The organism is Luteimonas sp. Soil_C_5 (genome assembly GCF_057656615.1).
In genome coordinates this window covers 296,017-321,337 of the sequence record NZ_JBDGKA010000001.1, presented here as the reverse complement: position 1 = coordinate 321,337, position 25,321 = coordinate 296,017, and the positions used below count along the sequence as shown (strand labels likewise).

General features: G+C 68.6%; 19 protein-coding genes. 6 read left to right on the top strand and 13 right to left on the bottom strand.

The window, feature by feature from the left end; translation table 11 throughout:
* Positions 1-184 precede the first annotated feature (184 nt).
* Positions 185-1,762 (bottom strand): leucyl aminopeptidase, encoded by a 1,578-nt coding sequence (locus tag AC3A5K_RS01545; RefSeq protein ID WP_487615752.1) that lies wholly within the window; start codon positions 1,760-1,762, stop codon positions 185-187.
* A gap of 14 nt (positions 1,763-1,776) precedes the next feature.
* Between AC3A5K_RS01545 and AC3A5K_RS01540 the strand changes: the two genes are divergently transcribed.
* Entirely contained in the window at positions 1,777-1,971 is a 195-nt protein-coding gene (locus AC3A5K_RS01540; RefSeq protein ID WP_487615751.1) for a hypothetical protein, read from the top strand.
* A 10-nt stretch (positions 1,972-1,981) separates the two neighbouring features.
* Here AC3A5K_RS01540 and AC3A5K_RS01535 read toward each other — a convergent pair whose 3' ends face one another.
* From AC3A5K_RS01535 to AC3A5K_RS01495, 9 genes are all read right to left on the bottom strand, one after another.
* Entirely contained in the window at positions 1,982-2,197 is a 216-nt protein-coding gene (locus AC3A5K_RS01535; protein WP_487615750.1) for a hypothetical protein, read from the bottom strand.
* Between the two features lie 114 nt (positions 2,198-2,311).
* Positions 2,312-2,677, bottom strand: coding sequence for a DUF6164 family protein (locus AC3A5K_RS01530; protein WP_487615749.1), 366 nt, complete (start codon positions 2,675-2,677; stop codon positions 2,312-2,314).
* 32 nt (positions 2,678-2,709) lie between these two features.
* Positions 2,710-3,345 carry an HD domain-containing protein gene (locus AC3A5K_RS01525; protein WP_487615748.1) on the bottom strand — a complete coding sequence of 212 codons (636 nt, stop codon included), beginning with the start codon at positions 3,343-3,345 and terminating at the stop codon, positions 2,710-2,712.
* Positions 3,342-3,803 carry a DMT family transporter gene (locus tag AC3A5K_RS01520; RefSeq protein ID WP_487615747.1) on the bottom strand — a complete coding sequence of 154 codons (462 nt, stop codon included), beginning with the start codon at positions 3,801-3,803 and terminating at the stop codon, positions 3,342-3,344. The genes AC3A5K_RS01525 and AC3A5K_RS01520 overlap by 4 nt, the downstream gene beginning before the upstream one ends.
* 30 nt (positions 3,804-3,833) lie before the next feature.
* Positions 3,834-5,141 (bottom strand): MFS transporter, encoded by a 1,308-nt coding sequence (locus AC3A5K_RS01515; RefSeq protein WP_487615746.1) that lies wholly within the window; start codon positions 5,139-5,141, stop codon positions 3,834-3,836.
* A gap of 184 nt (positions 5,142-5,325) precedes the next feature.
* Complete coding sequence (locus AC3A5K_RS01510; protein ID WP_487615745.1) at positions 5,326-5,775, bottom strand: PA2169 family four-helix-bundle protein; 450 nt, start codon at positions 5,773-5,775, stop codon at positions 5,326-5,328.
* Positions 5,776-6,069: 294 nt separating this feature from the next.
* Positions 6,070-8,106 carry an alpha/beta hydrolase family protein gene (locus tag AC3A5K_RS01505; RefSeq protein WP_487615744.1) on the bottom strand — a complete coding sequence of 679 codons (2,037 nt, stop codon included), beginning with the start codon at positions 8,104-8,106 and terminating at the stop codon, positions 6,070-6,072.
* Positions 8,107-8,228: 122 nt separating this feature from the next.
* Entirely contained in the window at positions 8,229-9,044 is an 816-nt protein-coding gene (locus AC3A5K_RS01500; protein ID WP_487615743.1) for a spermine/spermidine synthase domain-containing protein, read from the bottom strand.
* A gap of 5 nt (positions 9,045-9,049) precedes the next feature.
* Entirely contained in the window at positions 9,050-9,955 is a 906-nt protein-coding gene (locus tag AC3A5K_RS01495) for a 5'-nucleotidase (RefSeq protein WP_487615742.1), read from the bottom strand.
* Between the two features lie 188 nt (positions 9,956-10,143).
* On the opposite strand from AC3A5K_RS01495, the gene AC3A5K_RS01490 reads away from it, so the two are divergent.
* Complete coding sequence (locus AC3A5K_RS01490; protein WP_487615741.1) at positions 10,144-11,259, top strand: alpha/beta fold hydrolase; 1,116 nt, start codon at positions 10,144-10,146, stop codon at positions 11,257-11,259.
* A gap of 69 nt (positions 11,260-11,328) precedes the next feature.
* Here the strand turns inward: AC3A5K_RS01490 and AC3A5K_RS01485 are convergent, their stop codons facing one another.
* From AC3A5K_RS01485 to AC3A5K_RS01475, 3 genes are all read right to left on the bottom strand, one after another.
* A complete protein-coding gene (locus tag AC3A5K_RS01485) occupies positions 11,329-12,117 on the bottom strand; it encodes an NAD kinase (protein WP_487615740.1) in 789 nt (262 codons plus the stop codon).
* A gap of 347 nt (positions 12,118-12,464) precedes the next feature.
* Positions 12,465-17,465, bottom strand: coding sequence for an NAD-glutamate dehydrogenase (locus tag AC3A5K_RS01480; RefSeq protein WP_487616290.1), 5,001 nt, complete (start codon positions 17,463-17,465; stop codon positions 12,465-12,467).
* A 294-nt stretch (positions 17,466-17,759) separates the two neighbouring features.
* On the bottom strand, positions 17,760-18,968 hold the full coding sequence (locus AC3A5K_RS01475) for an acyl-CoA dehydrogenase family protein (RefSeq protein ID WP_487615739.1): 1,209 nt from the start codon (positions 18,966-18,968) through the stop codon (positions 17,760-17,762).
* A 157-nt stretch (positions 18,969-19,125) separates the two neighbouring features.
* Here AC3A5K_RS01475 and AC3A5K_RS01470 point away from each other — a divergent pair, with 157 nt between their 5' ends.
* The 4 genes from AC3A5K_RS01470 to AC3A5K_RS01455 all read left to right on the top strand — a co-directional run bounded on the left by AC3A5K_RS01470 (position 19,126) and on the right by AC3A5K_RS01455 (position 25,319).
* A complete protein-coding gene (locus tag AC3A5K_RS01470; protein WP_487615738.1) occupies positions 19,126-20,055 on the top strand; it encodes an ArsR/SmtB family transcription factor in 930 nt (309 codons plus the stop codon).
* Positions 20,052-21,149 carry a homocysteine S-methyltransferase family protein gene (locus AC3A5K_RS01465; RefSeq protein ID WP_487615737.1) on the top strand — a complete coding sequence of 366 codons (1,098 nt, stop codon included), beginning with the start codon at positions 20,052-20,054 and terminating at the stop codon, positions 21,147-21,149. Before AC3A5K_RS01470 ends, AC3A5K_RS01465 begins: the two co-directional genes overlap by 4 nt.
* Positions 21,146-23,830, top strand: a complete 2,685-nt coding sequence (gene metH / locus AC3A5K_RS01460; protein WP_487615736.1) for a methionine synthase — start codon at positions 21,146-21,148, stop codon at positions 23,828-23,830. Before AC3A5K_RS01465 ends, metH begins: the two co-directional genes overlap by 4 nt.
* 79 nt (positions 23,831-23,909) lie before the next feature.
* Positions 23,910-25,319: an amidohydrolase family protein gene (locus AC3A5K_RS01455; protein ID WP_487615735.1), complete on the top strand. Its 1,410-nt coding sequence runs from the start codon at positions 23,910-23,912 to the stop codon at positions 25,317-25,319.
* Positions 25,320-25,321 lie beyond the last annotated feature (2 nt).

The window sequence follows — 25,321 nt, the reverse complement described above, 5'->3', positions numbered from 1 at the left end:
CGCCGGAAGCGCGCTTCAACAGCCGAATGGCTGTCCATCCAGCGGCTTCCAGCATCCGGAACGCATCGCGCCTTCAGGGCACCGGATTCACGGCCTGGATGGACCTGCGTCCGTCAGAGGCCGGCGGGATGACGGCGTTGAAAGGGGGACGGGACCTGCATCTGTCCCGCCCCACCCATGCGCCTCAGCGCTCGTAGTTCTCCCGCACGAAGCGGTCGAACAGGCGCACGCCATATGCCGAGGCACCGGCCGGCGTCGTCGACAGTTCGTTGCCGTCGCGCCAGGCCATGCCGGCGATATCCAGATGCGCCCACGAACGGCCAGCATCGATCCACTCGCCGATGAAATGCGCGGCCGTGCCCGAGCCCGGGCGTCCGCCGCCGTTACGCATGTCGGCGATCGGCGATTCCAGCAGCTTGCCGTAGCCCGGATGCATCGGCATGCGCCAGACCGGCTCGCCGGCGGCTTCGCCTGCACGCTCCAGCTGTGCGGCCAGCGCGTCGTCGCGGGTAAACAGGCCGGCATAGTCGTTGCCCAGCGCGGTGACGATGGCGCCGGTCAGAGTGGCGATGTCCACGATCACGCGCGGGTTGTCCTGACGCTGCACGTACCAGAGCGCGTCGACCAGCACCATGCGGCCTTCGGCATCGGTACTGATGACTTCGTACGTCTTGCCGGCCGCGGTGCGGATCACGTCGCCCGGACGCGTGGCCGAACCCGAGGGCATGTTCTCGGCCAGCGCGGCGACCGCGACGGCGTTGACGTTGGCGTTGCGGCCGGCCAGTGCGAGCACGGCGCCCGTCGCGCTGGCGGCGCCGGTCATGTCGTACTTCATGCGCCACATGTTCTCGCTGGGCTTGATCGAGATGCCGCCCGAATCGAAGGTGATGCCCTTGCCGACGAACGCCACCGGCGCCTCGCCGCGCGCGCCGCCGTTGTAGCGCACGATCATCATCCGCGGCGGCCGCACGCTGCCCTGGCCCACGGCCAGCAGGCTGCCCATGCCCAGGCGTTCCATCGCCGGGACGTCCAGCACTTCGATGCTGATGTTCGGCTTGCCGGCGAACGCAGCCCGCGTGCGCGCGACGAATTCTTCGGGATACAGCGCATTGGCCGGCTCGGTCACCAGATCGCGGGCGAACGCGACGCCCTCGGCCACCGCCTTCCAGTCACCGTCCCAGCTGCGCGCCGCAGCGGCGCCTTCGGGGCTGCGGACGACCAGGGTGCCCTCGCCTGCGCGCGCCGTGTCGGCATCGCCGCCGGTACGATATTTGTCGAATCGGTACTGGCCGAGCGCGGCGCCGAACGCCAGCTGCGCCGCGGCGCCGGATTCCGCGCCCTCCCACAGGACATCGACCTGCGGCGCGCGGCTGCGTGCGGCGAAGCGACCGATGTGGCCGCCGACGTCCTCGATGCGGCGCGCATCCGCCGCGCCTTCGCCGGTGCCGACCAGCAGCACGCGATCGAACCCCGCAATCCCCGGCAGGTCCAGCTGGCTGTCGGCCTTGCCGCTGAAACCGGCGGCGGTCACCGCGCGCGTCAACGCGCCCTGGCTGGTGGCATCGATGCGCGCGAACGCGCCGTCACGCGCAGCGCCTTCCGCCACCTGGGGCACGGCCAGCACCAGCGTGCCGCCGGTCGGAGCCTCGGCCGCGTCGAAGCGGATGTCGCGCTGGGCGGCGGCTGGCAGGGCGGTCAACGCGGCGATCAGCACGATCGGGGCGACGAACAGGGGGCGTGACGGCGTGCGGTGTGCGCGCATGGAATCTCCGGGCAATGGCTGGGGTCTGCCGCGCATGGGCGCGGGCAGCGGAAGACTTTAACAATTCCGGCGCCGACACCGGTTCTGTCGATGCGCATTGCGGGGTAGTCCGGTCGACACCCGCCACAGCGGAACCCCAGGCGATTGCCGTGTTCGACGACACCTGCGGCAACTGGATCCAGCTCTACCAGGACCTCGACGACGCGTGAGCCGCGGGCCTCAGGCCTTCGGCGTCCCGTCCCGCGTGAGATGGCGCGACGCCCACATGTTGTCGACGAGGTTGGGATAGCGCCGACCGGCCTCGTCCGCACGCTGGCGTGCCGCGTTCTTCTGCGCATCCGTCAGATGCCCGCGCGCCGCCTTGGGCTTCGGGTTCGGTCGTGTCCACGGGGCAGTCTTCGGCCTGGGTGTGCTGCGGTCGGGCGGCGTGGCCATGACGGACTCCGGGGTCTGCCACCGATGCCGCAGTGCGGACAGGTGACGGGCAATGCGGACGCGCAGCTTCGCGATGCCGGCGTCGTGGCCCGGTGACGCGGTGCAGGCCCGCGGTCAGCGCGAGAGCATGTACCCGGGCACGGCCAGCAATCCCAGCAGGAACAGGATCGCGACGACGATGCCGGCGAAGCGCACCGGATCCCGACGGACGATGTCACCGAAGGTCTCGGCCGTCCCGTCGCGTTCGGCCTGCGCCTGTTCTTCGCGCGCACGCGCCTGACGGCCGCCCTGGTACTCGGCCATCAGCCGCTTGGCTTCGGGCAGATCCTCGTTGTTGCGCAGCCAGATGCCGCCCTGGGAAATGCCGAACGGGCTGGGACGGGTCTGGTACCACTCGAGCCGCGCCGCGTCGAGAAACGCACGGACATCGGCAGCTTCGTCCTCGGGCACGTAGCGCAGGTTGAGCAGGAGTTTGGCCATGCGGCAGATGATACCGCGCCGCTTCCGCAGGCTCAGCGTTTGGTGGTCACCGCGCGTCGCAGGTTGTGCCGGGCCTGCGTATCGAAACGCGCATGGAAACCGTCGTCGAAATAGATCCGCTCACGCGCCAGCAGGCCCTTGAGAAACCGGCGCCGGTTCAATGTGTACAGCCAGCGCGGCACGTGCCGGTACTCGGCGGCGATGCCGCGGTCATAGGCGTCGAACGCCGCCGGGTCCGCGCCGAGGATCGCCATGTCGCAATCGAGAAAGCGCCTCGTGTCGTCGCCGATCGCATCGGCGCCGAAATCACCGGCGACGTGGCGACCATGGGCCGCGGTCGCTTCGATCAGACCGACCACGCGGGGGATGTCGATGCCGGCATCAGGCAGATGCTGGGCGATCGCCCCGGCCGCCATCGCCGCCGAGCGCGCTTCGTTGTCTTCGCGGCGCGCGTCATAGATGGCGTCGTGATACAGGATCGCGAGATACACCTCGGCCGGCTGCGCCCAGCCCGTTGTCTCCGCCACTTCCGCGTACAGCCGCAGCAGCGCCTCGACGTGCGCGAACGAGTGATAGGCGCGGGGCGGCTGCACGTAGGCGACCTCGAGGGCAGCGCGCATCGCCGGCGGCAGCGCGACCGGGGGCTGCAGTGCGGGCGTGTCGCTCATCCCGCGCTCCACGGACGCACCACCATCAGCGCACCTACGCAGACCAGGCCCGCGCCGGCGAGCCGCATGAGATCGACCGGACGCGCCGGCGACAGCACGCCGAAGTGGTCGACCAGCAGTGAGCCCACGACCTGTCCGAACACGATCAGGCAGATCAGTCCGGCCGCACCCAGCCGCGGCACCAGCAGCGTGCCGCAGAACACGAAGGCCGCGCCGATCACGCCGCCCAGCCACAGCCAGGGCGGCAGCGTGGCCAGGTCGCGCAGACTGGGCCACGGCGTGCGCGACACCGTCAGCACCACCCCCAGCACCAGGGTGCCGACCGCGAACGAGACGAAGGACGCGAACAGCGCGCCCTGGGTGAGTGCGCCGAGCCGCGCATTGAGCACCGCCTGCAGCGGCAGCACCATGCCGACGATCGCGGCCAGCGCGACGCTGCCCAGCCACCAGGTATTCATTGCGCGCTCCACTTCGAGATCGCGGCCAGTCTAAGGCGTGCGGTCCACAGGCACGGGGGGGTCGCGCGGCAGCGACAGCAGCGCGCCCAGGCTCAACAGTGCGGCCGCGGCGAGATACCAGCCCACCGCGTGCAGGCCGTAGCGTCCTGCCAGCCAGGTCGCGATGTACGGCGCCAGCGACGCGCCGAAGATGCCCGCCAGATTGAACGCCAGCGACGCGCCGGTGTAGCGCACGGCGGTGGGGAACTGCTCGGCTAGCATCGTGCCAACCGGCCCGTAGGTCAGGCCCATCAACGCCAGGCCCAGCATCAGGAACGCGAGCACGCCCACGGTGCTGCCGGCCACGAACAGCGGCGAAAACGCCAGGCCGAACAGCAGGATCAGCACGCTCGCGACGATCATCGCGCGGCGCCGGCCCACGCGGTCCGCGTACAGCGCGGCGATCGGGATCGTCGCCGCGAAGCACAGCACGCCGACCAGCTGCAGCACGAGGAAACGCTCGCGCGAATAGCCCAGCTGCGCGGTGCCCCAGCTCAGCGCGAACACCGTCATCAGATAGAACAGCACGAAGGTCGCCAGCGCCAGCAGGGTGCCGGCCACGACGCCGCGCCATTCGTGCACCAGCACGTCGCGGATCGGCAGACGGACGCACTCCTGGCGATCGAGCACCTTCTGGAAATCGGGCGTCTCGTGGATCTTCAGCCGCACCCACAGGCCGATGAGCACCAGCACGGCGCTGGCGAGAAACGGAATGCGCCAGCCCCAGGACAGGAAGGCGGCATCGTCCATCACCGCCGTCAGCAGCAGGAAGGAACCCGTCGCGAGGAAGAAGCCGATCGGCGCGCCCAGCTGCGGGAACATGCCATACCAGGCGCGCTTGCCTGGCGGCGCGTTCTCGGTCGCCAGCAAGACCGCACCGCCCCACTCGCCGCCCAGCCCCAGGCCCTGTCCGAACCGGCACAGCGCCAGCAGAAGAGGCGCCGTGACGCCGATCTGGGGATGCGTGGGCAACAGGCCGATGAGCACCGTGGAGATCCCCATCGTCAGCAGGGCCGCGACGAGGGTCGCCTTGCGCCCGACGCGGTCGCCGTAATGCCCGAACACCGCCGAGCCGATCGGCCGCGCGAAGAACGCCAGCGCGAATGTGGCCAGCGACTGCAGCACACCGGACGCGGGATCCGCCGACGGAAAGAACAGCGCCGGGAACACCAGCACCGCGGCGGTGGCGTAGATGTAGAAATCGAAGAACTCGATCGTCGTGCCGATCAGGCTGGCAAACAGCACACGGCGGCGATCGGTGCGGGGCGCGGGGGCGGTTTCGGGCGCGGAGATGTTCATCGCCCGATGATGCCAGAGGCGACCCGTCCGATTGCAGTGCCCTGCCCGCCACGACGGCCAGCACCATTACAGGAACAAAAAAAAACCGACCGGCAGAACCGGTCGGTTTCTAGGGCATCGCATCGTTCAGGCCGGCAATGCGCGATGCATCGGTGCCGGCCTGCAGACGCGCACCGTCAGCGGATTACTTCGCTGCCTTCATCGCCTTCTTGCGGGTGCGCATCACGTCGTGGCAGGCGCGGACTTCCGGCAGCAGACGCACGACGACGTCACGCGCGGCCGGCGGCGTGTCGGCATCACGCGCAGCTTCGTCGAAGGCTTCCAGCAGGCGGTCTTCCGACTCTTCCAGTTCGGCAACGTAGCCGTATTCCTTGTCACCCAGCGTGGCGCGGAGCTTGCCGTACATCTGCTGCATGCTGCCGACCATCGTGCCGGAATCTTCCGGCGTACCGCCCGCGGCCTGCACCGCAGCGCTGAGCTCGTTGACGATCTGCGCCTTGTTGGTGGCGATGCGGGCGAATAGCGTCTTCAGCTCGGCATCGTCGATCTTCTGCGCGGCCTCTTCGTAGAACTCCTTGCCGTCGCGGGCAATCGAAATGAGGTCGTTCAGGGTATTCGCGGTCTTGTTGCTCATCGTGAGGGATCTCCCAATATGTGATCGGAGCGGCGCATCGCCGGCGTGGCCGGGGGCCGCATCGTCCAACGCAGGCAATGCGATGCATCGGTGCGTGGATCGATGGCGACACGCTATCGATGCGCGACGCAAGGAGGCGTGACGCGCAGGCGACGGCCGCGTGAATCCAGTGCGTCCATCACGCTGCAAATGCCCTGCGGATTACCAGTCAGGCGCACGCTGGATCCAACGCGGCGCAAGAAAAAACCGCGCCGGATTTCGGCGCGGTTCTGTGGGACGACGTGCGACGCGTCTTCAGCGCGCAGGCGTCGCCTGCTCCGGCAGCGGATAGTCGATCTCGTAGGCCGGCGGTTCACCGCCGCGTCCGGTCAGGTAATGCGTCATCCACTGCATCAGACGCAGCGAATAGTCGTAACGCGATGCACCGCGCGTGTTGCCGTGACCTTCGCCCGGATACAGCACCAGACGCACCGGCGCCTGGCCGGCGAGCTGCAGGTAGCGGTACAGCATGTAGGACTGCATCACCGGTACGCGCGGATCGGCTTCACCGTGCAGGATCAGCGTCGGCGTACGCGACTTCTGCGCGTGGGTGATCGGGCTGGTCTGGCGATACATGTCCGGGTTGTCCCACGGCCAGCTGCGCATGTGCACGAGGTGCTGTTCGCGCGGAATGTCGCCGGTGGTGACCAGGCTGGCCTGGTCCGAGATGCCGACGAACATCACCGATGCCGCGAAGCGCTCGCTGTAGTACGTCGCGCCCCAGGCACTCGCGTATCCGCCGTAGGACCCACCGGTGATGCCGACCTTGTCGCGATCGACCAGGCCGATGTCGATCAGGTGATCGACGCCGTCCACCAGGTCGTCGAACTCCTCCATGCCCGGGCGACCCTGGCCCAGCTTGGAGAACGCCAGCCCGCGGCCGGTGCTGGACCGGTAGTTCGGAAAGAACGACGCGAAGCCGCGTGCGGCCGCGACCTGCGCGGGCTGCGCATACGAGTTCAGCCACGCGTTCGAGTAATGCGCTTCCGGGCCGCCGTGCACGACCAGGATCAACGGAACGCGCGCGTTGCCGCGCCGCTCGAGCGGATGCACCAGCAGGCCTTCGAGTTCGAGCCCGTCGCGCGCGGTGTAGCGCACGACTTCCTGGCGCGCCAGACGCACATCCTTGAGCCAGGGATTGCTGTCGGTCAGGCGACTCGCCTCACTGGCGCCCGCGGGCAGCAGGAAGACCTCGGACGGATGCTCGGGCGTGCTGCCGACCAGCGCGACCGCGCCGTTGGCCGCCACGCTGAGGCCCATGTGCACGGGCCCGGATGCGGCCAGGCGCGTGCGCTGTGTGCCGCCTTCGACATCGACCTCGGCCAGCCGGCTCTGCACGCCTTCCTGGCTGAGGAACACGAGCGTCGACGGGTCGCGCCAGGCGACGTTCCAGACGTGGCCTTCGAGGCCCGGCAGCAGATCGCGCTGTGCACCCCCGTCGCGACCGACCACCGTCAGTCGGCCTTCGCGCGGATCGTTTTCATCGGCCGCCGAGATCACCGCCAGATGCGCGCCGTCGGGACTCCATGCGATCTCGCCCAGCTTGCCGGGATTGTCGACGCGGCCGATCTCGCGCCCTTCGACCGAATACATGCGCACGCGCGCATCGACCATCGTGTCGTCGGTCAGCTGGCGCGGCGCGACGACGACCGCGAGGCGATCGCCGGCCGGGCTCCAGCGCACCGACTGCACGCTGCCTTCGATCTGGATGCGGCGCGGTTCGCCCTGGCCGCCGACATCGGCGATCCACAGTTCCACGGGGCGCCAGTCTTCCTCGTAGACCTTCTGGGTGAAGCCCTTGTCGCGCAGCGCCTTGCGCGCATCGCTTTCGCGCTGCACCGACAGCAGCGCGACCCGGCGACCATCCGGCGACAGATCGTAGGCGGTGATGTCGCCGCGCAGCTGCGCGGCCACGGTGGACTCGCCGCCCTGCAGCGGAATCGTGTAGACGCGGCGGCTCTCGTCACCTTCGCGCTTGGCGAGGTAGGCGATCGAGCGCCCGTCGGGCAGCCAGCGCGGCGCGGCCACGTCGACCTTGCCGGCGATGAAGGCACGGCTGGTGCCGGCCTGGTCGACCACGTGCAGCTCGCTGCGCGCGGGACCATCCGGATCCACGCCCAGCGTGCGCGGCACCGACAGCAGGTAGGCGACATTGGCGCCGTCCGGGCTCACCTGGGCCTGGGTGACCGCGCGGGTCTGCGCGATCTGCTCCAGGGTCATGCCGCGTGTCGTCGCCGACGCGCCTGTCGCCAGCACCAGTGCGCCGACGAGTCCCACGATCCAAGCTTGCATGCAACGGCCTCCGCGACCTTTGAACCAGTCCGGAACTGTGCCGGCCTTCGCCAGGCGACGCAATGCGGTGGCACCGTCGCGTGCACGCCTTCCAGTGCCTGCAGGCGCTGGACGTGCCCCGCTCAGCCGCGCGAAGCCAGCGTGCGATGGCGCACGATGCGCGTCGCGATCCGGTGCATCACGCCCGTCAGCAGGCCGTCGATCGCTGGCGGCACCCGCGCCACCAGCGCGTCGGCGTCCAGGTCCGGCAGGTCCCCACGCCATGCAAAGGCGACCCGGTTGCTCATCTTCGGCTCGTCGATCACCAGCACCTGCGCATCGCCGAAGGCCTGGCGCAGCTTGGCGACGTGCGTTTCGGGATCGCGCACGTAGAGGTTGCAGGCCAGCACGCCGTGCGCGGTCAGCGCGTCGCGGCAATCGTCGTAGAACGCCTGCGTGGACAGCACCGCGGGAATACCGCGTTCGTCGTAGCCGTCGAGCAGCAGGACATCGAACGCGTCGCGTCGGGCGGCCACGAAGCGCGCGCCATCGTCGACCACCACGTCCAGCCGGTCATCGTCGTCGGGGATGCCGAACTCGCGGCGCAGCGCCACCACGTGCGGGTTGTGCTCGACCACCTCAATCCGCGTCGCCGGCAATTGCGCGTGGGCGAATTTGACCTGCGAACCGCCGCCCAGCCCGACCATGCCGAGCACCCGCGGCCCCGGCTGCCACAGCAACGCCGCGAACATCGTGCGCGTGTAGTCGATCAGCAGCCGGCCGGGATCGCCGTCGACCATGCGGCTCTGCGTCTGGCTGCGGATGAACTGCAGCGACACGAAGCCCTCGTGCCGGCGGATATAGGGCCGGCGCATGCCGTCCGGCCCGTCGCCGCGCAGACGTCCGAGCAGACGGGCGAACCAGCCGCGCGACGGCGGCGCATCGTGTCGATCGCGCATCGTGTTCAGCGGTTCGACCAGCCGTGTGGCACGTGGCCGGCGGCGACGTGTGGGCGCGCGGACTCGATGTTGTGCTGCGAGTCGTCGAAGAAGATGTCGGCGCCGAATGCGTCGAGGAACGGGCCTTTCGGACGACCGCCGAGGAACAGCGCTTCGTCCAGACGCACGCCCCAGGCGCGCAGCGTGCGGATCACGCGTTCGTGTGCGGGCGCGGAGCGCGCGGTGACCAGCGCGGTGCGGATCGGTGCGCCCTTGCCGGCCGGATATGCGGCCTGCAGGTCGTGGAGCGCGGCGAGAAAGCCCCGGAACGGGCCGCCGGTCATTTCCTCGCGCGCGCGTTCGCGCTCGTGCTTGTGGAATGCGTCGAGGCCGCCCTCTTGCGACAGGCGTTCGCCCTCGTCGCCGAAGATCACCGCGTCGCCGTCGAACGCGATCCGCAGCTGATCGTTGCGATGCGCCGGTGCGCGCGCCGGAATGATCGTCGCGGCAGCAACCCCGTTCTCCAGTGCACGACGCACCGAATCGGGATTCGCCGACAGGAACAGCTGGGTGCCGAAGGGCTTGATGTAGGGCCAGGTCGGCTCGCCGGAGGTGAACGTCGCGCGGGTGATGCCCAGGTTGTGGTGCTGGATCGAATTGAAGATCCGCAGCCCGCTGTCGGCCGAATTGCGCGACAGCAGGATCACCTCGACGTGCGGCGCATCGGGCGGCGCGTCGATGTTCAGGGCCAGCAGCTTGCGCACCAGCGGGAACGCGATGCCCGGCTCGAGCACATCGTCCTCATGGGCGCGCTGGTGTTCGGCGTAGGCTTCGATGCCCTGCGCCTCGAACACCGCATGGCTGTCCTCGAGATCGAACAGGGCGCGGGTGGTGATCGCGACGGTGAGCGTGGGAACGGACAGGTCGGGCATGGCGGATCACAGAACGAAGGGGCGGCGGTGTCCGGCGGGGCATCGACGGTGCGAAGACCGTGAGGCGGCCGGAACGGCGTGCGCGAATTATGCGCGATCCCGGCATACGGGCCCCTGACCAACGGCACTGGGCCGCATCTGCGCGCAGGTGCAGCGTGGATCACAGTCCGCGCCACGAGGAATGCGCCATGTCACTGGTCCGCCTGTGTGCCCTCGCCCTGCTCGCGTTGCCGCTGTATGCGGGCGCCGTTCCGCCGGATGATGATCCCAACGCGGAAGCCCGCGGCATCGTCTGCGAGCTGCAGCGCATCGTCGCCCCGACCGGCGTGCAGGAAACGCATACCGTGCGGATCGGCGGCATCGACCAGGTGATCACGGTGCGCGGCATGGACCGCGCGAATCCGGTCCTGCTCTACGTCCACGGCGGACCGGCGGCGCCGATGATGCCGGCCTCATGGACGTTCCAGAGGCCATGGGAGGACTACTTCACCGTCGTGCAGTGGGACCAGCGCGCCGCCGGCCGCACGTTGCGGGCGAACGAGGCCGATGCGGTCGCGCCGACGATCGCGATCGACCGTTACGTCGGGGACGCGATCGAACTCATCGACTGGCTGCGCACGACCTACGGCAAGCGCAAGGTGATCCTGGTCGGTCACAGCTGGGGCAGCGTGATCGGTATGCGCGTACTGGCGGAAAAGCCCGAATGGCTGCATGCCTATGTCGGCATCGGGCAGATCATCCATCCCTGGACCGACGAAACCATCGGCTACGCGCATGCCCTCGAGGCCGCACGCGCCGAAGGCAACGCCACTGCCGCACGCGAACTCGAAGCGCTGGCGCCCTACCCCGGCGCCGATCTGCGGGGCGGTCGCATCGATGCACAGCGCAAATGGGTCATCCACTACGGCGGCCACAGCGCGTATCGCGACAACTCCGACTACTACTTCCGCGCGCAGCGGCTGTCGCCCGACTACACGCCCGAGGACCGGCGCGCGATCGCCGCCGGCAGCACGCTCACGCTCGACCGCATCCTCGGCGAGTGGCGCAGCGTCGATTTCCGCGGCCTGCAGCGCGTGCAGGCGCCGGTGGTGATGCTGCTGGGCCTGCACGACTACACCACGCCCTCGCAGCCGGTCGCCGACTGGATCGCCGCCGTGGAGGCGCCGTTCAAGCATGCGGCGTGGTTCGAGCATTCAGCGCATTTCGCACCGATCGAGGAACCCGGGCGCACCCTGATGACGCTGGTGCAGCGCGTGCGTCCACTCGCGGTAGCCGCGGGCGACGGGCCGCGTCTCGACGATTGAGCACGGCATATCGGGCGCCGCGTCAGATCCGGAGCGGGCGCCCCATCACGCCGCGTCGCATCGCCCGGTTCAGACCACGAACTGCTCGCTGAGGATGCGTTCTTCGAGGTTGTGCTCGGGATCGAACAGCAGGGTCACGGTATGCGTGTGCGACTCGTGGATCGTCACTTCGACCACGTCGCGGACTTCGTGCGAATCGGCGGTGACGCTGACCGGACGCTTGTAGGGATCGAGCACGCGGAATCGGACTTCGGTTTCGGCGCGCAGGATCGCGCCGCGCCAGCGACGCGGACGGAACGGCGCGATCGGCGTGAGTGCGACCACGCCGGCGCCCAGCGGCAGGATCGGGCCGTGCGCGGAAAAGTTGTAGGCCGTGCTGCCGGCGGCGGTCGACAGGATCACCCCGTCGGCGACCAGTTCTTCCAGCCGGGTGGTGCCGTTGAGATCGATGCGCAGGTGCGCGGCCTGGCGGGTCTGACGGAGCAGCGAAACCTCGTTGTAGGCCAGCGAGGTCACCCGCGTGCCGCCTTCGGTTTCCGCGGTCATCTCCAGCGGCCGCAGCACCGCGGGCTCGGCCGCGGCGATACGTGCGAGCAGTCCCTGGCCCGGCCCGGCTTCGCCACCGCGGTGCTGGTTCATCAGAAAGCCGACCGTGCCCAGCTTCATGCCGTAGACCGGTTTGCCGAGATGGCCGTGGCGATGCAGCGTCTGCAGCATGAAGCCGTCGCCGCCCAGCGGCACCAGCACGTCGGCATCGGCGGGTTCGTGCTGGCCGTGCAGGCCCGTCAGCGTGGACAGGGCGCGTTGCGCGTCCTCGGCCTGGCTGGCGACGAAGGCGATGCGGGGCGTTGCGGTCATCGGCGGGCCGGTGCTTGAACGACGGCGCGCAGCTTAACGCAGCCGATGGAAGGGCGTGTGCGCCACGCGCGGTCCGACGTGTTCAAGCGGGAACTTGCTCGCGTGCGATGTGCCGTAGGGATGCAAACCGTCGCGCACGCACGCGCTTCCATGCCGAGGATGGAAATGCTCCCTTCACGAAGCTCGTCCGCCTCTGACGCCGATGCGGCCGCTGCCTCATCAACCGCGCGATGCGGTTCCAATGCCAGCACGATCGCGCGGTGGGCATTACAAAAAGCCCCATCACTCACGAGCGCGACCCGGAAGCGGCATCAGGAGGGCGCACGCGGCGCCCTCCCGGTGCGATCTCAGCTGCGCTGCACGAGCTGCGACACGCGCTGCACCGCGACCGACGCGGTCGGATAGTCCAGCGCCTTCTGCGCAGCCAGTTCGCCGAGCATCGCCAGGGTGAAGCGCAGCGAGGCATCGTCGCGTGCGAGCCACGCGGCGACCTTCTCCTCCGGCGTCGTGCCCGGCATCCCCAGGATCTGGCTGACCAGGGCGCGCTGCTGCTCGGCCAGTTCCTCGCGCAGTACGCCGCGGGCGACCGCGTGCCAGCGGCCGTCGACTTCCAGCGCGTCGATCTGCTCGGCCAGCCACGGCAGATTCAAGGCCTCGCCGAGACGGAAGTGCAGACGTGCCACGTCGACCGGCTTCTGCTTGCGCTCGCTGGCGACCTCGATGATGTCGCAGGCCGCGTCCAGATACGGAAGCGCCGACAGCTGCTCGGCGAGATCCTCCGGCACGCCCTTGTCGATCCATGCCTGCAGGCTGGCGTCATGACCGGCGCGCTGGCTGTCGGCGATGATCTGCCGGCCATTGCGGATCGCATGGAAGCCGTCGTGGTAACGCTCCACGGCGGTGGTGATGTCCGGAATCGCACCGGGGCGTGCCAGCAGCCAGCGGGTGAACGCCCGCTGCAGGTTCCAGATCACCTGCAGGGCATCGACCTGCACCGATTCGGGCACCGTGCCGTCCAGGGCGTCGATCCGGTTCCACAGCGTCCGCGCCTCGATGGTCTCGCGGGTGATCGTGAACGCCTTGGCCACCTCGCCCGGCGAACGGCCGCTGTCTTCCTGCATGCGCATCAGGAAGGTCGCGCCCATGCGGTTGATCATCTGGTTGGTGACCGCGGTGGCGATGATCTCGCGCTTGAGCTTGTGGCCTTCCATCACCGGCGCGTACTTCTTCTGCAGCGGCTGCGGGAAATAGCGCTGCAGCTCGCGCGACAGGTAGGGATCCTCGGGAATGTCGGAGGCCAGCATCTGGTCGAACGCGACCAGCTTGGAATACGACAGCAGCACCGACAGCTCCGGACGGGTCAGCCCGAGGCCCTTGGCCTTGCGCTCGCCGATCTCGGCATCCGAAGGCAGGAATTCGATCTGGCGATCGAGCAACCCCTGCGCTTCGAGCGTGCGGATGAAGTGCCGCTTCGACCCCAGGCGCGCCACGCTCATCCGCTCCATCAGGCTCAGCGCCTGGTTCTGGCGGTAGTTGTCCCACAGCACCAGGCCGGCGACCTCGTCGGTCATCGACGCCAGCAGCTTGTTGCGGGCCGGCAGCGTCAGCTTCTTCGACTGCACGACATCGTTGAGCAGGATCTTGATGTTGACCTCGTGGTCCGAGGTGTCCACGCCGGCCGAGTTGTCGATGAAATCGGTATTGAGCAGCACGCCGTGCAGCGCCGCCTCGATGCGGCCCAGCTGGGTGAGGCCGAGATTGCCGCCCTCGCCTACCACCTTGCAGCGCAGGTCGCGGCCGTCGACGCGCAGTGCGTTGTTGGCGCGGTCGCCGACGTCGGCGTGGGTTTCGCCCGATGCCTTGACGTAGGTGCCGATGCCGCCGTTCCACAGCAGATCGACCGGTGCGCGCAGGATCGCGGACATCAGCTCGTTCGGGCTCATCGGCCCGGCGCCGCCTTCGATGCCCAACGCTTCGCGCGCCTCCGCCGACACCGGGATCGACTTGGCCGAACGCGGCCACACGCCGCCGCCCTTGGCGATCAGCGACTTGTCGTAGTCCTCCCAGCTCGAACGCGGAATCGCGAACATGCGCTGGCGCTCGGCGAACGAACGCGCAGCATCCGGATTGGGATCGATGAAGATGTGGCGGTGGTCGAACGCGGCGACCAGGCGGATGTGTTCGCTCAGCAGCATGCCGTTGCCGAACACGTCGCCGGACATGTCGCCGACGCCCACGGTGGTGAAGTCCTGGGTCTGCGAGTTGCGGTCCATCGCGCGGAAGTGGCGCTTGACCGATTCCCACGCGCCGCGCGCGGTGATGCCCATGCCCTTGTGGTCGTAACCGACCGAGCCGCCCGACGCGAACGCATCGTCGAGCCAGAAGCCGTGCTCGCGGGCGATGCCGTTGGCGATGTCGGAGAAGGTCGCGGTGCCCTTGTCGGCGGCAACCACCAGATAGGGATCGTTGTCGTCGTGCCGCACGACATCCTGCGGCGGCACGATGTCGCCATCGACGATGTTGTCGGTGATGTCGAGCAGGCCGTTGATGAAGAGCGTGTAGCAGGCGACGCCTTCGGCGAACTGCGCATCGCGGTCGCCGCCGACCGGCGGACGCTTGACGATGAAGCCGCCCTTCGAGCCCACCGGCACGATGACCGTGTTCTTGACCATCTGCGCCTTGACCAGGCCCAGCACTTCGGTGCGGAAATCCTCGCGGCGGTCGGACCAGCGCAGGCCACCGCGTGCGACCGGCCCGAAGCGCAGGTGGATGCCTTCCACGCGGGGACCGTAGACGAAGATCTCGCGGTAGGGGCGCGGCTTGGGCAGGTCCGGCACGCGCGCCGAGTCGAACTTGAAGGCGATCGTCTCGCGATAGCCGCCGTCGGCGGTGCGCTGGTAATAGCTGGTGCGCAGCGTCGCGTCGATGACGCCGAGGTAGCTGCGCACGATGCGGTCCTCGTCGAGACTGGACACGCGATCGAGCAGCGCCTTCAGTGCCGTACGCGCCTGGTCGTACTGCGCGTCACGGCCCTGGCCACGCGCGTCCAGCACCGGCGCCAGCACCGTCATCGTGGCCTCGTCGCCGCCCAGGGTCTGCAGCTGCTGGGTGAACGTGGCGACGCCTGCGGCGATCTGCTCCCGGGTCTCGTGTCCGGTGGCCGGATCGAAACGCGCCTCGAACACTTCCACCAGCAGGCGTGCCAGCAGCGGATAGCGGTTCAGCGTGTCCTCGACATAGGCCTGCGAGAACGGCACGCCCACCTGCTGCAGATACTTGCAGTACCCGCGCAGCATCGCGACCTGGCGCCAGTCGAGATCGGCGCCCAGGATCAGGCGGTTGAAGCCGTCGTTCTCGGCGTCGCCGCGCCAGATGCGGTCGAAGGCGTCGGTGAACGGCGCGGCCTGGCGCTCGACGTCGACGTCACCGGCCAGCGCCTCGACGATGAAGTCCTGGATGTACAGCGGCGTACCGTCGACCTCGATGCGCAGCGGCTGCTCGGCGATCACACGCAGGCCCATGTTCTCCATGACCGGCAGCACGTCCGACAGCGGCAGGTGGCGCTCGCGCTGGTAGAGCTTGAAGCACAGCGTGGTCTCGTCCCGATGCGGGAAGGTGCGCGTGTACAGGCTCAGCTGCGGCGCATCCGAGGTCTCGGCGGCGGCCAGCTTCTCGACGTCGGTCGCGGCGACCGCGGGCGACGCCTGTTCGATGTAGGGCGGCGGCAGCAGGCGGCCGAAGCGGCTGGCCAGCGCCAGGCCTTCGCTCTCGCCATGACGGCGCACCAGTTCGTCGCGCAGGTCGTCCTGCCAGTTGCGCACGATCGACGACAGCTCGGATTCGAGCATCGCCTCGTCGACTTCGAACTGCTCGCCCGCACGCGGCCGCACCAGCAGGTGCAGCTGCGCCAGCGGCGATTCGCCCAGTACCACGCTCGCGTCGACATGGTCTGCGTGCATGACCTGGCGCAGCAGCTGTTCGATGCGGTGACGCACGTCGGTGTTGAAACGGTCGCGCGGGATGTAGACCAGCACCGAATAGAAGCGGCCGTAGCGGTCGCGGCGCAGGAACATGCGGCTGCGCACGCGCTCCTGCAGGCCGAGCACGCCGGTGCCGAGGCGGTACAGCTCGTCCGATGTCGACTGGAACAGCTCGTCGCGCGGCAGCGTTTCAAGGATGTGCTTGAGCGCCTTGCCGCTGTGGCCGGTCGGCTTGAGCCCCGATTCGCGCATCACGTGGTCGAAGCGGTCGCGCACCAGCGGGATTTCCCACGGGCGGCGCGTGTATGCGCTGGAGGTGTAGAGGCCCAGGAAGCGCTGCTCGCTGAGCGCATTGCCCTCGGCGTCGTAGCGCATGACGCCGATATAATCCATGTAGCCCGGACGGTGCACCGTCGCACGCGCACTGGTCTTGGTGAGGATCAGCGGATCGATTTCGCCCGCGGCGCGCAGCGTGTGCGCGGCCAGCGATTCGAGCGGACGCGACTTCACCGGGCCCGGTTCGCGCAGCAGGCCGAGGCCGCTGTCGGCGACGGCTTCGAGCACGCCATGGCCGCGCGTGGTGCGCACCTTGTATTCGCGGTAGCCGAAGAAGGTGAAATGGTCGTCGGCCGCCCACTCCAGGAACGCCTGCGCTTCCTGGCGCAGCGCATCGGACACCGGCATCGGCCGCGACAGCAGTTCGGCCGCCGCTTCGCGCATCTTCTCCTTCATCGCCGGCCAGTCGGCAACGATGCCGCGCACGTCGTCGAGCACCTTGCGCACGAGGGCTTCGATGCGGGCGTTGTCTTCCGGCGTCTGCCGGTCGATCTCCAGATGCATGACCGACTCGGTCTCGCCTTCGCCGACCGCGGTGATGCGGCCCGCACGATCACGGGTGACCTGCAGCACCGGATGGCCGAGCACATGGACGCCGATGCCCTGCTCGGCCAGCGCCATCGTCACCGAATCGACCAGGAACGGCATGTCGTCGTTGACGATCTGCAGCACCGTATGCGGCGATTCCCAGCCATGCGTCTTCAGTACGGGATTGAACAGGCGGATGTTCGGTGTGCCGGCCTTGCGCTTGGCGGCGAAGACGAACAGATCGGCGGCGAGCGCGGCCCAGCCGTCGGCGCTGTGCAGCGGCAGTTCTTCCTCGGTCATGCGGCGGTAGAACGCCTGCGCGAAGGCGTTGGCGTCCTGGTGCGTGTCCTTGCCGGCGCGCTTGCGCACCGCGGCGAAGATCGGATCCAGCAGGCCCGGACCGGCCTTGCGCGGGCCCGCGGTGCCTGCCTTCGACAGGGTGATCGGCGGCGCGACGAGCAGCGAGCTGGTCACGCTCGCGGTCGCGGACGGTGCCGACGACATCCGCTTGGACTTCGGCGGCGAGGACTTGGGCTTGGCCTTGACCTTGGCGGATTTCGCGGAAGGAGATTTCGTGCCGGTCTTGCGGGGTGTGCTCATGGCGACAGGAGGTCCGATGCAATGAGGCCCGCGTTCTCACGCGGGCCGACAGGAAGAATGGAAACGGCGACGACCGGCCCGCGCACGGCGCGGGCGGTCACGGGATCGGCGACGACGGACGCCGCCGCGCGGCCACGGGGGCGGCGCGGACGACGGCAACGCACGAGACTGGCGCGGGGCGCGAGACGCATGCGTGGCTCAGCGCAGTCCGGTTTCGTTGCGGGCGATGACCAGGCGCTGGATCTCGCTGGTGCCCTCGTAGATTTCGGTGATCTTGGCGTCGCGGAAATAGCGCTCGATCGGCATTTCCTTGGAATAGCCCATGCCGCCGTGGATCTGCAGCGCCTGGTGGGTGATCCACATCGCCGCCTCGGAAGCGGTGAGCTTGGCGATCGCCGCTTCGTTGCTGAAGCGCTTGCCCTCGCCCTTGAGCCAGGCTGCGCGCAGCGTCAGCAGCAGGGCCGCATCCAGCTTGCACTTCATGTCGGCGATCTTGGCCTGGGTCATCTGGAACGTGCCGATCGGCGCACCGAAGGCCTTGCGCTCCTTGACGTAGGCGATCGTCGCCTCGTACGCGGCGCGGGCGATGCCGATGGCCTGGGAGGCGATGCCGATGCGGCCGGCGTCGAGCACGCCCATCGCGATCTTGAAGCCCTGGCCTTCCTCGCCCAGCACGTCTTCGGCGCGGGCCACATAGTCCTCGAACTCGATCTCGCAGGTCGCCGAGGCGCGGATGCCGAGCTTGGGTTCGGTCTTGCCGCGCAGGAAGCCATCACGGCTGCCGTCGACCATGAACGCGGTGATGCCGCGCGCGCCCTTGTCGGGGTCGGTCATCGCGAACAGCACGAAATACTTGGCAACCGGGCCGGAGGTGATCCAGCTCTTCTTGCCGTTGATCACGTAGCTGCCGTCGGCCTGCTTCACCGCGCGGCACTTCATCGCCGTCGCGTCGGATCCGGACTGCGGCTCGGTCAGCGCGAACGCGCCGATCTCGCGACCTTCGGCGATCGCACGCACGTAGGTCTGCTTCTGGTCTTCGGTGCCGTGGGTCAGGATGCCGTTGCAGAACAGCGAGTTGTTGACCGACATGATGGTCGAGTGCGCGGCATCGGCCGCGGCGACTTCGACCATCGCCAGCACGTAGGAGATCGGGTCCATGCCGGCGCCGCCGTACTCGTCGGGCACTTCGATGCCCATCAGCCCGTTTTCGCCCAGCAGGCGCATGTTCTCGAGCGGGAATTCACCGGTCCGATCGTGGTGTTCCGCGCTGGGCGCGATCTTTTCCTGCGCGATCCGTCGCGCGATGTCCTGGATCATCAACTGTTCTTCGCTGAAACCGAACTCCACGGCGCCGCCACTCCTGTCGTAGACAATCCGGCAATTGTAGCGACGATCGCCTGTACACATACGTTCAAACGATGGCGCAGCGCAGCATAATGCGGCCCAGCGGCGCCTCTGAAGCGCAGCCGGCATGTGAGGCGCGACGCTGCAGCACCGCGCCCGCCTTGACCGCAGACGCCCCGGCCACGGACAATCATCTCTGTATCGCGATACGGAGATATGCATGGACCTCGAAGCCTGGTCGGCCCGCCTCAAAACCCTGGCCGATCCGACCCGCGTGCGCCTGCTGGCGCTGCTCGAGGTCGAGGAACTGACGGTCGCCGAACTGTCGTCGATCACACGGCTCGCCCAGCCCCGGGTGTCGACGCATCTGGCACGTTTGAAGGAAGCCAGCCTCGTGCGCGACCGCCGCGCCGGCGTGTCCGCCTACTACCGTTTCGACGATGCCGCGCTCGATCCGGCCCAGCGCGCCCTGTGGCAGGCACTGAGCACCGGCAGCGACGACCCGCTGCTGCGCCAGGACGCCGAACGCATCCCCGGCGTGCTGGCGATGCGCGCGGCCGACCAGAACTGGGCCGATACCGTCGCCGGCGACATGGAGCGGCATTATTCGCCCGGCCGCACCTGGGAAGCCCTGGCGCGTTCCGCGCTGCCGCTGCTGGAAACCGGCGACGTCCTCGACATCGCCTCCGGCGATGGCGTGCTGGCCGAATTGCTGGCGCCGCATGCGCACCGCTATGTGTGCCTCGATGCGAGCCGGCGCGTGGTCGCCGCCTCGACCGAGCGCCTGAAGCGCTTCGCCAACGTCGAGGTGCGCGAGGGCGACATGCACGCCCTGCCCTTCGATGACGACAGCTTCGATCTGGTGGTGCTGATGCACGCGCTGACCTATGCGACCAAGCCCGCGCAGGCGGTCACCGAGGCCGCGCGCGTGCTGCGGCCCGGCGGTCGTCTGCTGCTGTCGAGCCTCGATCGCCACGGTCACGAAACCGCGGTGCAGGCCTACGGTCACGCGAACCTCGGCTTCCCGGACAAGGAGCTGCGCCGCTTCGTCACCAAGGCCGGGCTGGAGATCCACAGCGCCGAAACCGTGACCCGCGAGAAGCGTCCGCCGCATTTCCAGGTGATCTCGATCATCGCGAGAAAGCCATGACCACCTGGTTGCACCCCGAACGCGTCGCGGCGCTCGACGCCGCGCTGGCCAATCGCATCCTCGTGCTCGACGGCGCGATGGGCACGATGATCCAGCGCTTCGAACTGACCGAGGCCGACTACCGCGGCACGCGTTTCGCCCATGGCTACGACGCGCTGTACGCTGCCGAAGGCCACGCCCATGGCGCCGGCTGCGGCTGCGAAAGCCATGACCAGCGCGGCAACAACGATCTGTTGACGCTGACGCGGCCCGACATCATCCAGGGCATCCACGCCGATTACCTCGCCGCCGGCGCGGACATCGTCGAGACCAATACCTTCAACTCGACCACCGTCTCGCTGGCCGACTATCACCTGCAGCACCTGGTGCACGAACTCAACCGCGACGGTGCGGCGCTGGCGCGCGCGGCCTGTGACGCGGCCGAGGCGCTGACGCCCGACCGTCCGCGCTTCGTCGCCGGCATTCTCGGGCCGACCAGCCGCACCGCGTCGATCAGCCCGGACGTCAACGACCCCGGCTACCGCGCCGTGACCTTCGACGAACTGGTGTCGATCTACCGCGACGCCGCGCACGGCCTGATCGACGGCGGCGCCGACATCCTGATGGTCGAGACGGTGTTCGACACGCTCAACGCCAAGGCGGCCCTGTACGCGATCGAGACCGTGTTCGACGACCGCGGCGGACGCCTGCCGGTGATGATCTCCGGCACGATCACCGATGCCTCGGGCCGCACGCTGTCGGGCCAGACCGCCGAGGCCTTCTGGTACTCGCTGCAGCACGCGCGTCCGCATGCGGTGGGCCTCAACTGCGCGCTCGGCGCCAAGGACCTGCGTCCGCACGTCGAGACCCTGTCGCAGATCGCGCAGACCTACGTGTCTTGCCATCCGAACGCCGGCCTGCCGAATGCGTTCGGCGGCTACGACGAGACACCCGAGGACATGGCCGAGGTGCTGCGCGAGTTCGCGAGCGCCGGACTGCTCAACATCGTCGGCGGCTGCTGCGGCACCTCGCCCGATCACATCCGGGCGATCGCCGGGGCGGTCGCCGACGTGGCGCCGCGTCGACCGCCCGCGACGCTGGATGTCGCCGCATGACCCGCCCCCGCCATACCCGCCTGTCCGGCCTCGAGCCGCTGGTGATCACGCCCGAGTTGCTGTTCGTCAATATCGGCGAACGCACCAACGTCACCGGCTCGGCAGCGTTCCGCAAACTGATCAAGGACAACCGCTACCCCGAAGCCGTCGAGGTCGCACGCCAGCAGGTCGAAGGCGGCGCGCAGATTCTCGACGTCAACATGGACGAGGGCATGCTCGATTCCGAGCATGCGATGACGACCTTCCTCAACCTGATCGCCGCCGAGCCCGACATCGCGCGCATTCCGGTGATGGTCGACTCCTCGAAGTGGACCGTCATCGAAGCCGGCCTGAAATGCCTGCAGGGCAAGGGCGTCGTCAATTCGATCTCGCTCAAGGAGGGCGAAGCCGCGTTCCTCGAACAGGCGCGCAAGGTGCTGCGCTACGGCGCCGCGGTCGTGGTCATGGCCTTCGACGAGGTCGGCCAGGCCGACACGAAGGCGCGCAAGGTCGAAATCTGCACGCGCGCCTACACGCTGCTGACCGAAGTCGTCGGGTTTCCACCCGAGGACATCGTCTTCGACCCCAACATCTTCGCGATCGCGACCGGCATTCCCGAGCACGACAACTACGCGGTCGACTTCATCGAGGCCACGCGCGAGATCAAAGCGACGCTGCCGCACTGCCATGTCTCGGGCGGGGTCTCCAACGTGTCGTTCTCGTTCCGCGGCAACGAGGTCGTGCGCCAGGCGATCCACGCGGTGTTCCTGTTCCACGCGATCAAGGCCGGCATGGACATGGGCATCGTCAACGCCGGCGCGATGCCGATCGTCGACGACCTCGATCCGGAACTGCGCGACTGCGTCGAGGACGTCGTGCTCAACCGGCGCAGCGACGCCACCGAGCGCCTGCTGGAGCTGGCCGAACGCTACAAGGGAAAAAAAGGCGCGGCCAAGGTTGAGAACCTGGCCTGGCGCGATGCGCCGGTGCAGCAGCGGCTCACCCACGCCCTGGTGCACGGCATCGACCAGTACGTCGTCGAAGACACCGAGGAGGCGCGCCAGTCCTTCTCGCGTCCGCTCGAAGTCATCGAAGGGCCGTTGATGGCCGGCATGAACGTCGTCGGCGACCTGTTCGGCGCCGGCAAGATGTTCCTGCCGCAGGTGGTCAAGTCCGCGCGCGTGATGAAGAAGTCCGTGGCCTATCTGCTGCCCTACATCGAGGCCGAGAAGGCGCGCACCGGCGATAGCGGCAAGAACAACGGCCGCGTGCTGATGGCGACGGTCAAGGGCGACGTGCACGACATCGGCAAGAACATCGTCGGCGTGGTGCTGGCCTGCAACAACTTCGAGGTCGTCGACCTGGGCGTGATGGTGCCGACCCAGACCATCCTCGACAAGGCGCGCGAAGTGCAGGCGGATGTCATCGGCCTGTCGGGCCTGATCACCCCGTCGCTCGAGGAAATGAGCCACGTCGCCCGCGAGATGAAGCGGCAGGGATTCGAGCTGCCGCTGCTGATCGGCGGCGCCACCACGTCGCGCGCGCACACCGCGCTGAAGATCGCGCCGCACTATGCATCGCCCACCGTGTGGGTCAAGGACGCATCGCGCGCGGTCGGCGTGGTGCAGTCGTTGATCAGCCCGGAATTGCGTGGCGCCTTCGTCGCCGCCAACGACGCCGACTACGCCGAGATCCGCCAGCGCCACGCCAACCGCGGCGACGCGAAGCGGCTGGTGTCGCTGACCAAGGCCCGCGCGCAGCGCTTCGACGGCGACTGGGGCCACTACACGCCGCCGACGCCGAACAAGCCCGGCGTGCACGTCTTCGACGACTATCCGCTGGACGATCTGGTCGGCATCATCGACTGGACGCCGTTCTTCAACGCCTGGGAGCTGTTCGGCAAATACCCGGCGATCCTGACCGACGAAGTCGTCGGCCCGCAGGCCAGCGAACTGTTCAACGATGCGCAGACGATGCTGCGCAGGATCGTCGACGAGAAATGGCTGACCGCGAAGGCGGTGTTCGGCCTGTGGCCTGCCAACAGCGTCGGCGACGACGTGGTGCTGCAGCACGCCGACGGCGAGGCCACCTTGCACTTCCTGCGCCAGCAGGTCGACAAGCCGGTCGAACGCCCGGACTTCTGTCTCGCCGATTTCATCGCGCCGAAGGACAGCGGCGTCGACGACTGGATCGGCGCGTTCGCGGTGACCGCCGGCATCGGCATCGATCCGCACGTCGCCCGTTTCGAAGCCGCACACGACGACTACAACGCGATCCTGCTCAAGGCGCTGGCCGATCGTCTGGCCGAAGCGCTGGCCGAGCGGCTGCACCAGCGCGTGCGCACCGACTACTGGGGCTATGCGACCGACGAACGCCTCGACAACGATGCGCTGATCGCCGAGAAGTACCGCGGCATCCGCCCGGCGCCCGGCTATCCGGCGTGTCCGGAACACAGCGAGAAGAGCCGCTTGTTCGAACTGCTGGATGCGACCGCGCACACCAGCATGACGCTGACCGAAAGCTTCGCGATGCTGCCGACCGCAGCGGTGTCGGGCTACTACTTCAGTCATCCGAAGAGCCAGTACTTCGTCGTCGGCCGCGTCTCCAAGGAACAGGCGCAGGACTACGCGAAGCGCAAGAACGTGCCGCTGTCGCAGGTCGAACGCTGGCTGGCCTCGAACCTGGATTACGACCCCGACTGAGTCCGCTGGCGGCGGACACATGCTCGCGACCCGGGGGACGGTAAGGTGTCGCGTCCTGATCGCTCTTCAAGGACACCGCATGCTTCGCCGATTCGGCCCCCTCGCCGCGCTCGCCGCCGCCACCTGCCTCGCCGCCTGCGGCGGTACCGACACCGGCACCGCAGCGCCGGACACCGCGACCGCACCCGGCGGAGAAGCTGGCGTGTTCGTCATCGACAACGCGCGTGTATTCGACGGCGAACGCGATCTGGGACAGGTCGCGCTGGTCATCCGCGACGGCCTGATCGAGCGCATCGAGGACCCCGGCTCCGACGCACTGCCCGACGACGCCGAGCGCATCGACTACGCCGGTCGCCACATCATTCCCGGCCTCGTCAACGCGCATGCGCACGTCGGCAACACCGAGGGCACCGAACACGGCGACCGTTTCTACACGCGGGACATCGTGGTCCGCGACCTGCGCCAGTTCCAGGCCTACGGCGTGACCACGCTGGTCTCGCTGGGCATGAACGGCAACGCGTTTCCGGAAATCCGCCGCGAGGTCGCGGCCGACGCGGCCCTCGGCGCGCAGCTGTTCGGCGCCGGCGCAGGCATCGGCACGCCGGACGGCGCGCCGCCCGCAGCCAACATGGGGCTGGCGAATGATCCGGTGGCACGCCCGACCGACGCGGAGACCGCGCGTGCCGCGGTGCGCACCCAGGCGGACGCCGGCGTCGACGTGATCAAGCTCTGGGTCGACGACCTGGGCGGCAAGGCACCAGCGATGACGTCCGAGGTCTACCGGGCGGCGATCGAGGAAGCGCACAGCCGCGAATTGCTGGTCGCCGCGCACATCCACGATCTCGCCCCGACCGAGGATCTGGTCGCCAGCGGCATCGACATCATCGCCCACGGCGTGCGCGACCAGCCGGTGGAGGCCGCCCTGGCGACGGCGATGCGCGAAGCCGGCACCGGCTACATCGCCACGCTGCAGATCGACGAAGCCAACTACATCTATGCCGAACATCCCGAGTGGCTGGACACGCCATTCCTGCGCAACGCGCTGCCGGCCGCCGTGGTCAGCCAGTGGTCGGATGCCGACTGGCGCGCCACCAAGCTGGCCGATCCGGCGACCCAGCGCGCACGCGATGCGGTGGCGATGAACCTGCGCAATCTCGACACGCTGCGCGAGGCCGGCGTGCTGATCGGCTTCGGCACCGACGCGGGCGCGTTGCCGCATCGCGTGGCCGGTTTCGCCGAACACCGCGAACTGGAACTGATGCAGCAGGCCGGCTACACGCCGCAACAGGCACTGACCGTCGCCACACGTGACTCGGCGCGTCTGCTGAAGCTCGAGGACCGCGGCCTGCTGCAGCCCGGACGCCGCGCCGATTTCGTGGTGCTGTCGGCCGATCCGCTGACGGATATCCGCAATACGCGCAGCATCGAAGCGGTGTGGCAGGCCGGCCGCCAGGTGGCGGGACCGGTCGCCGACTACGCGATCGACTGATC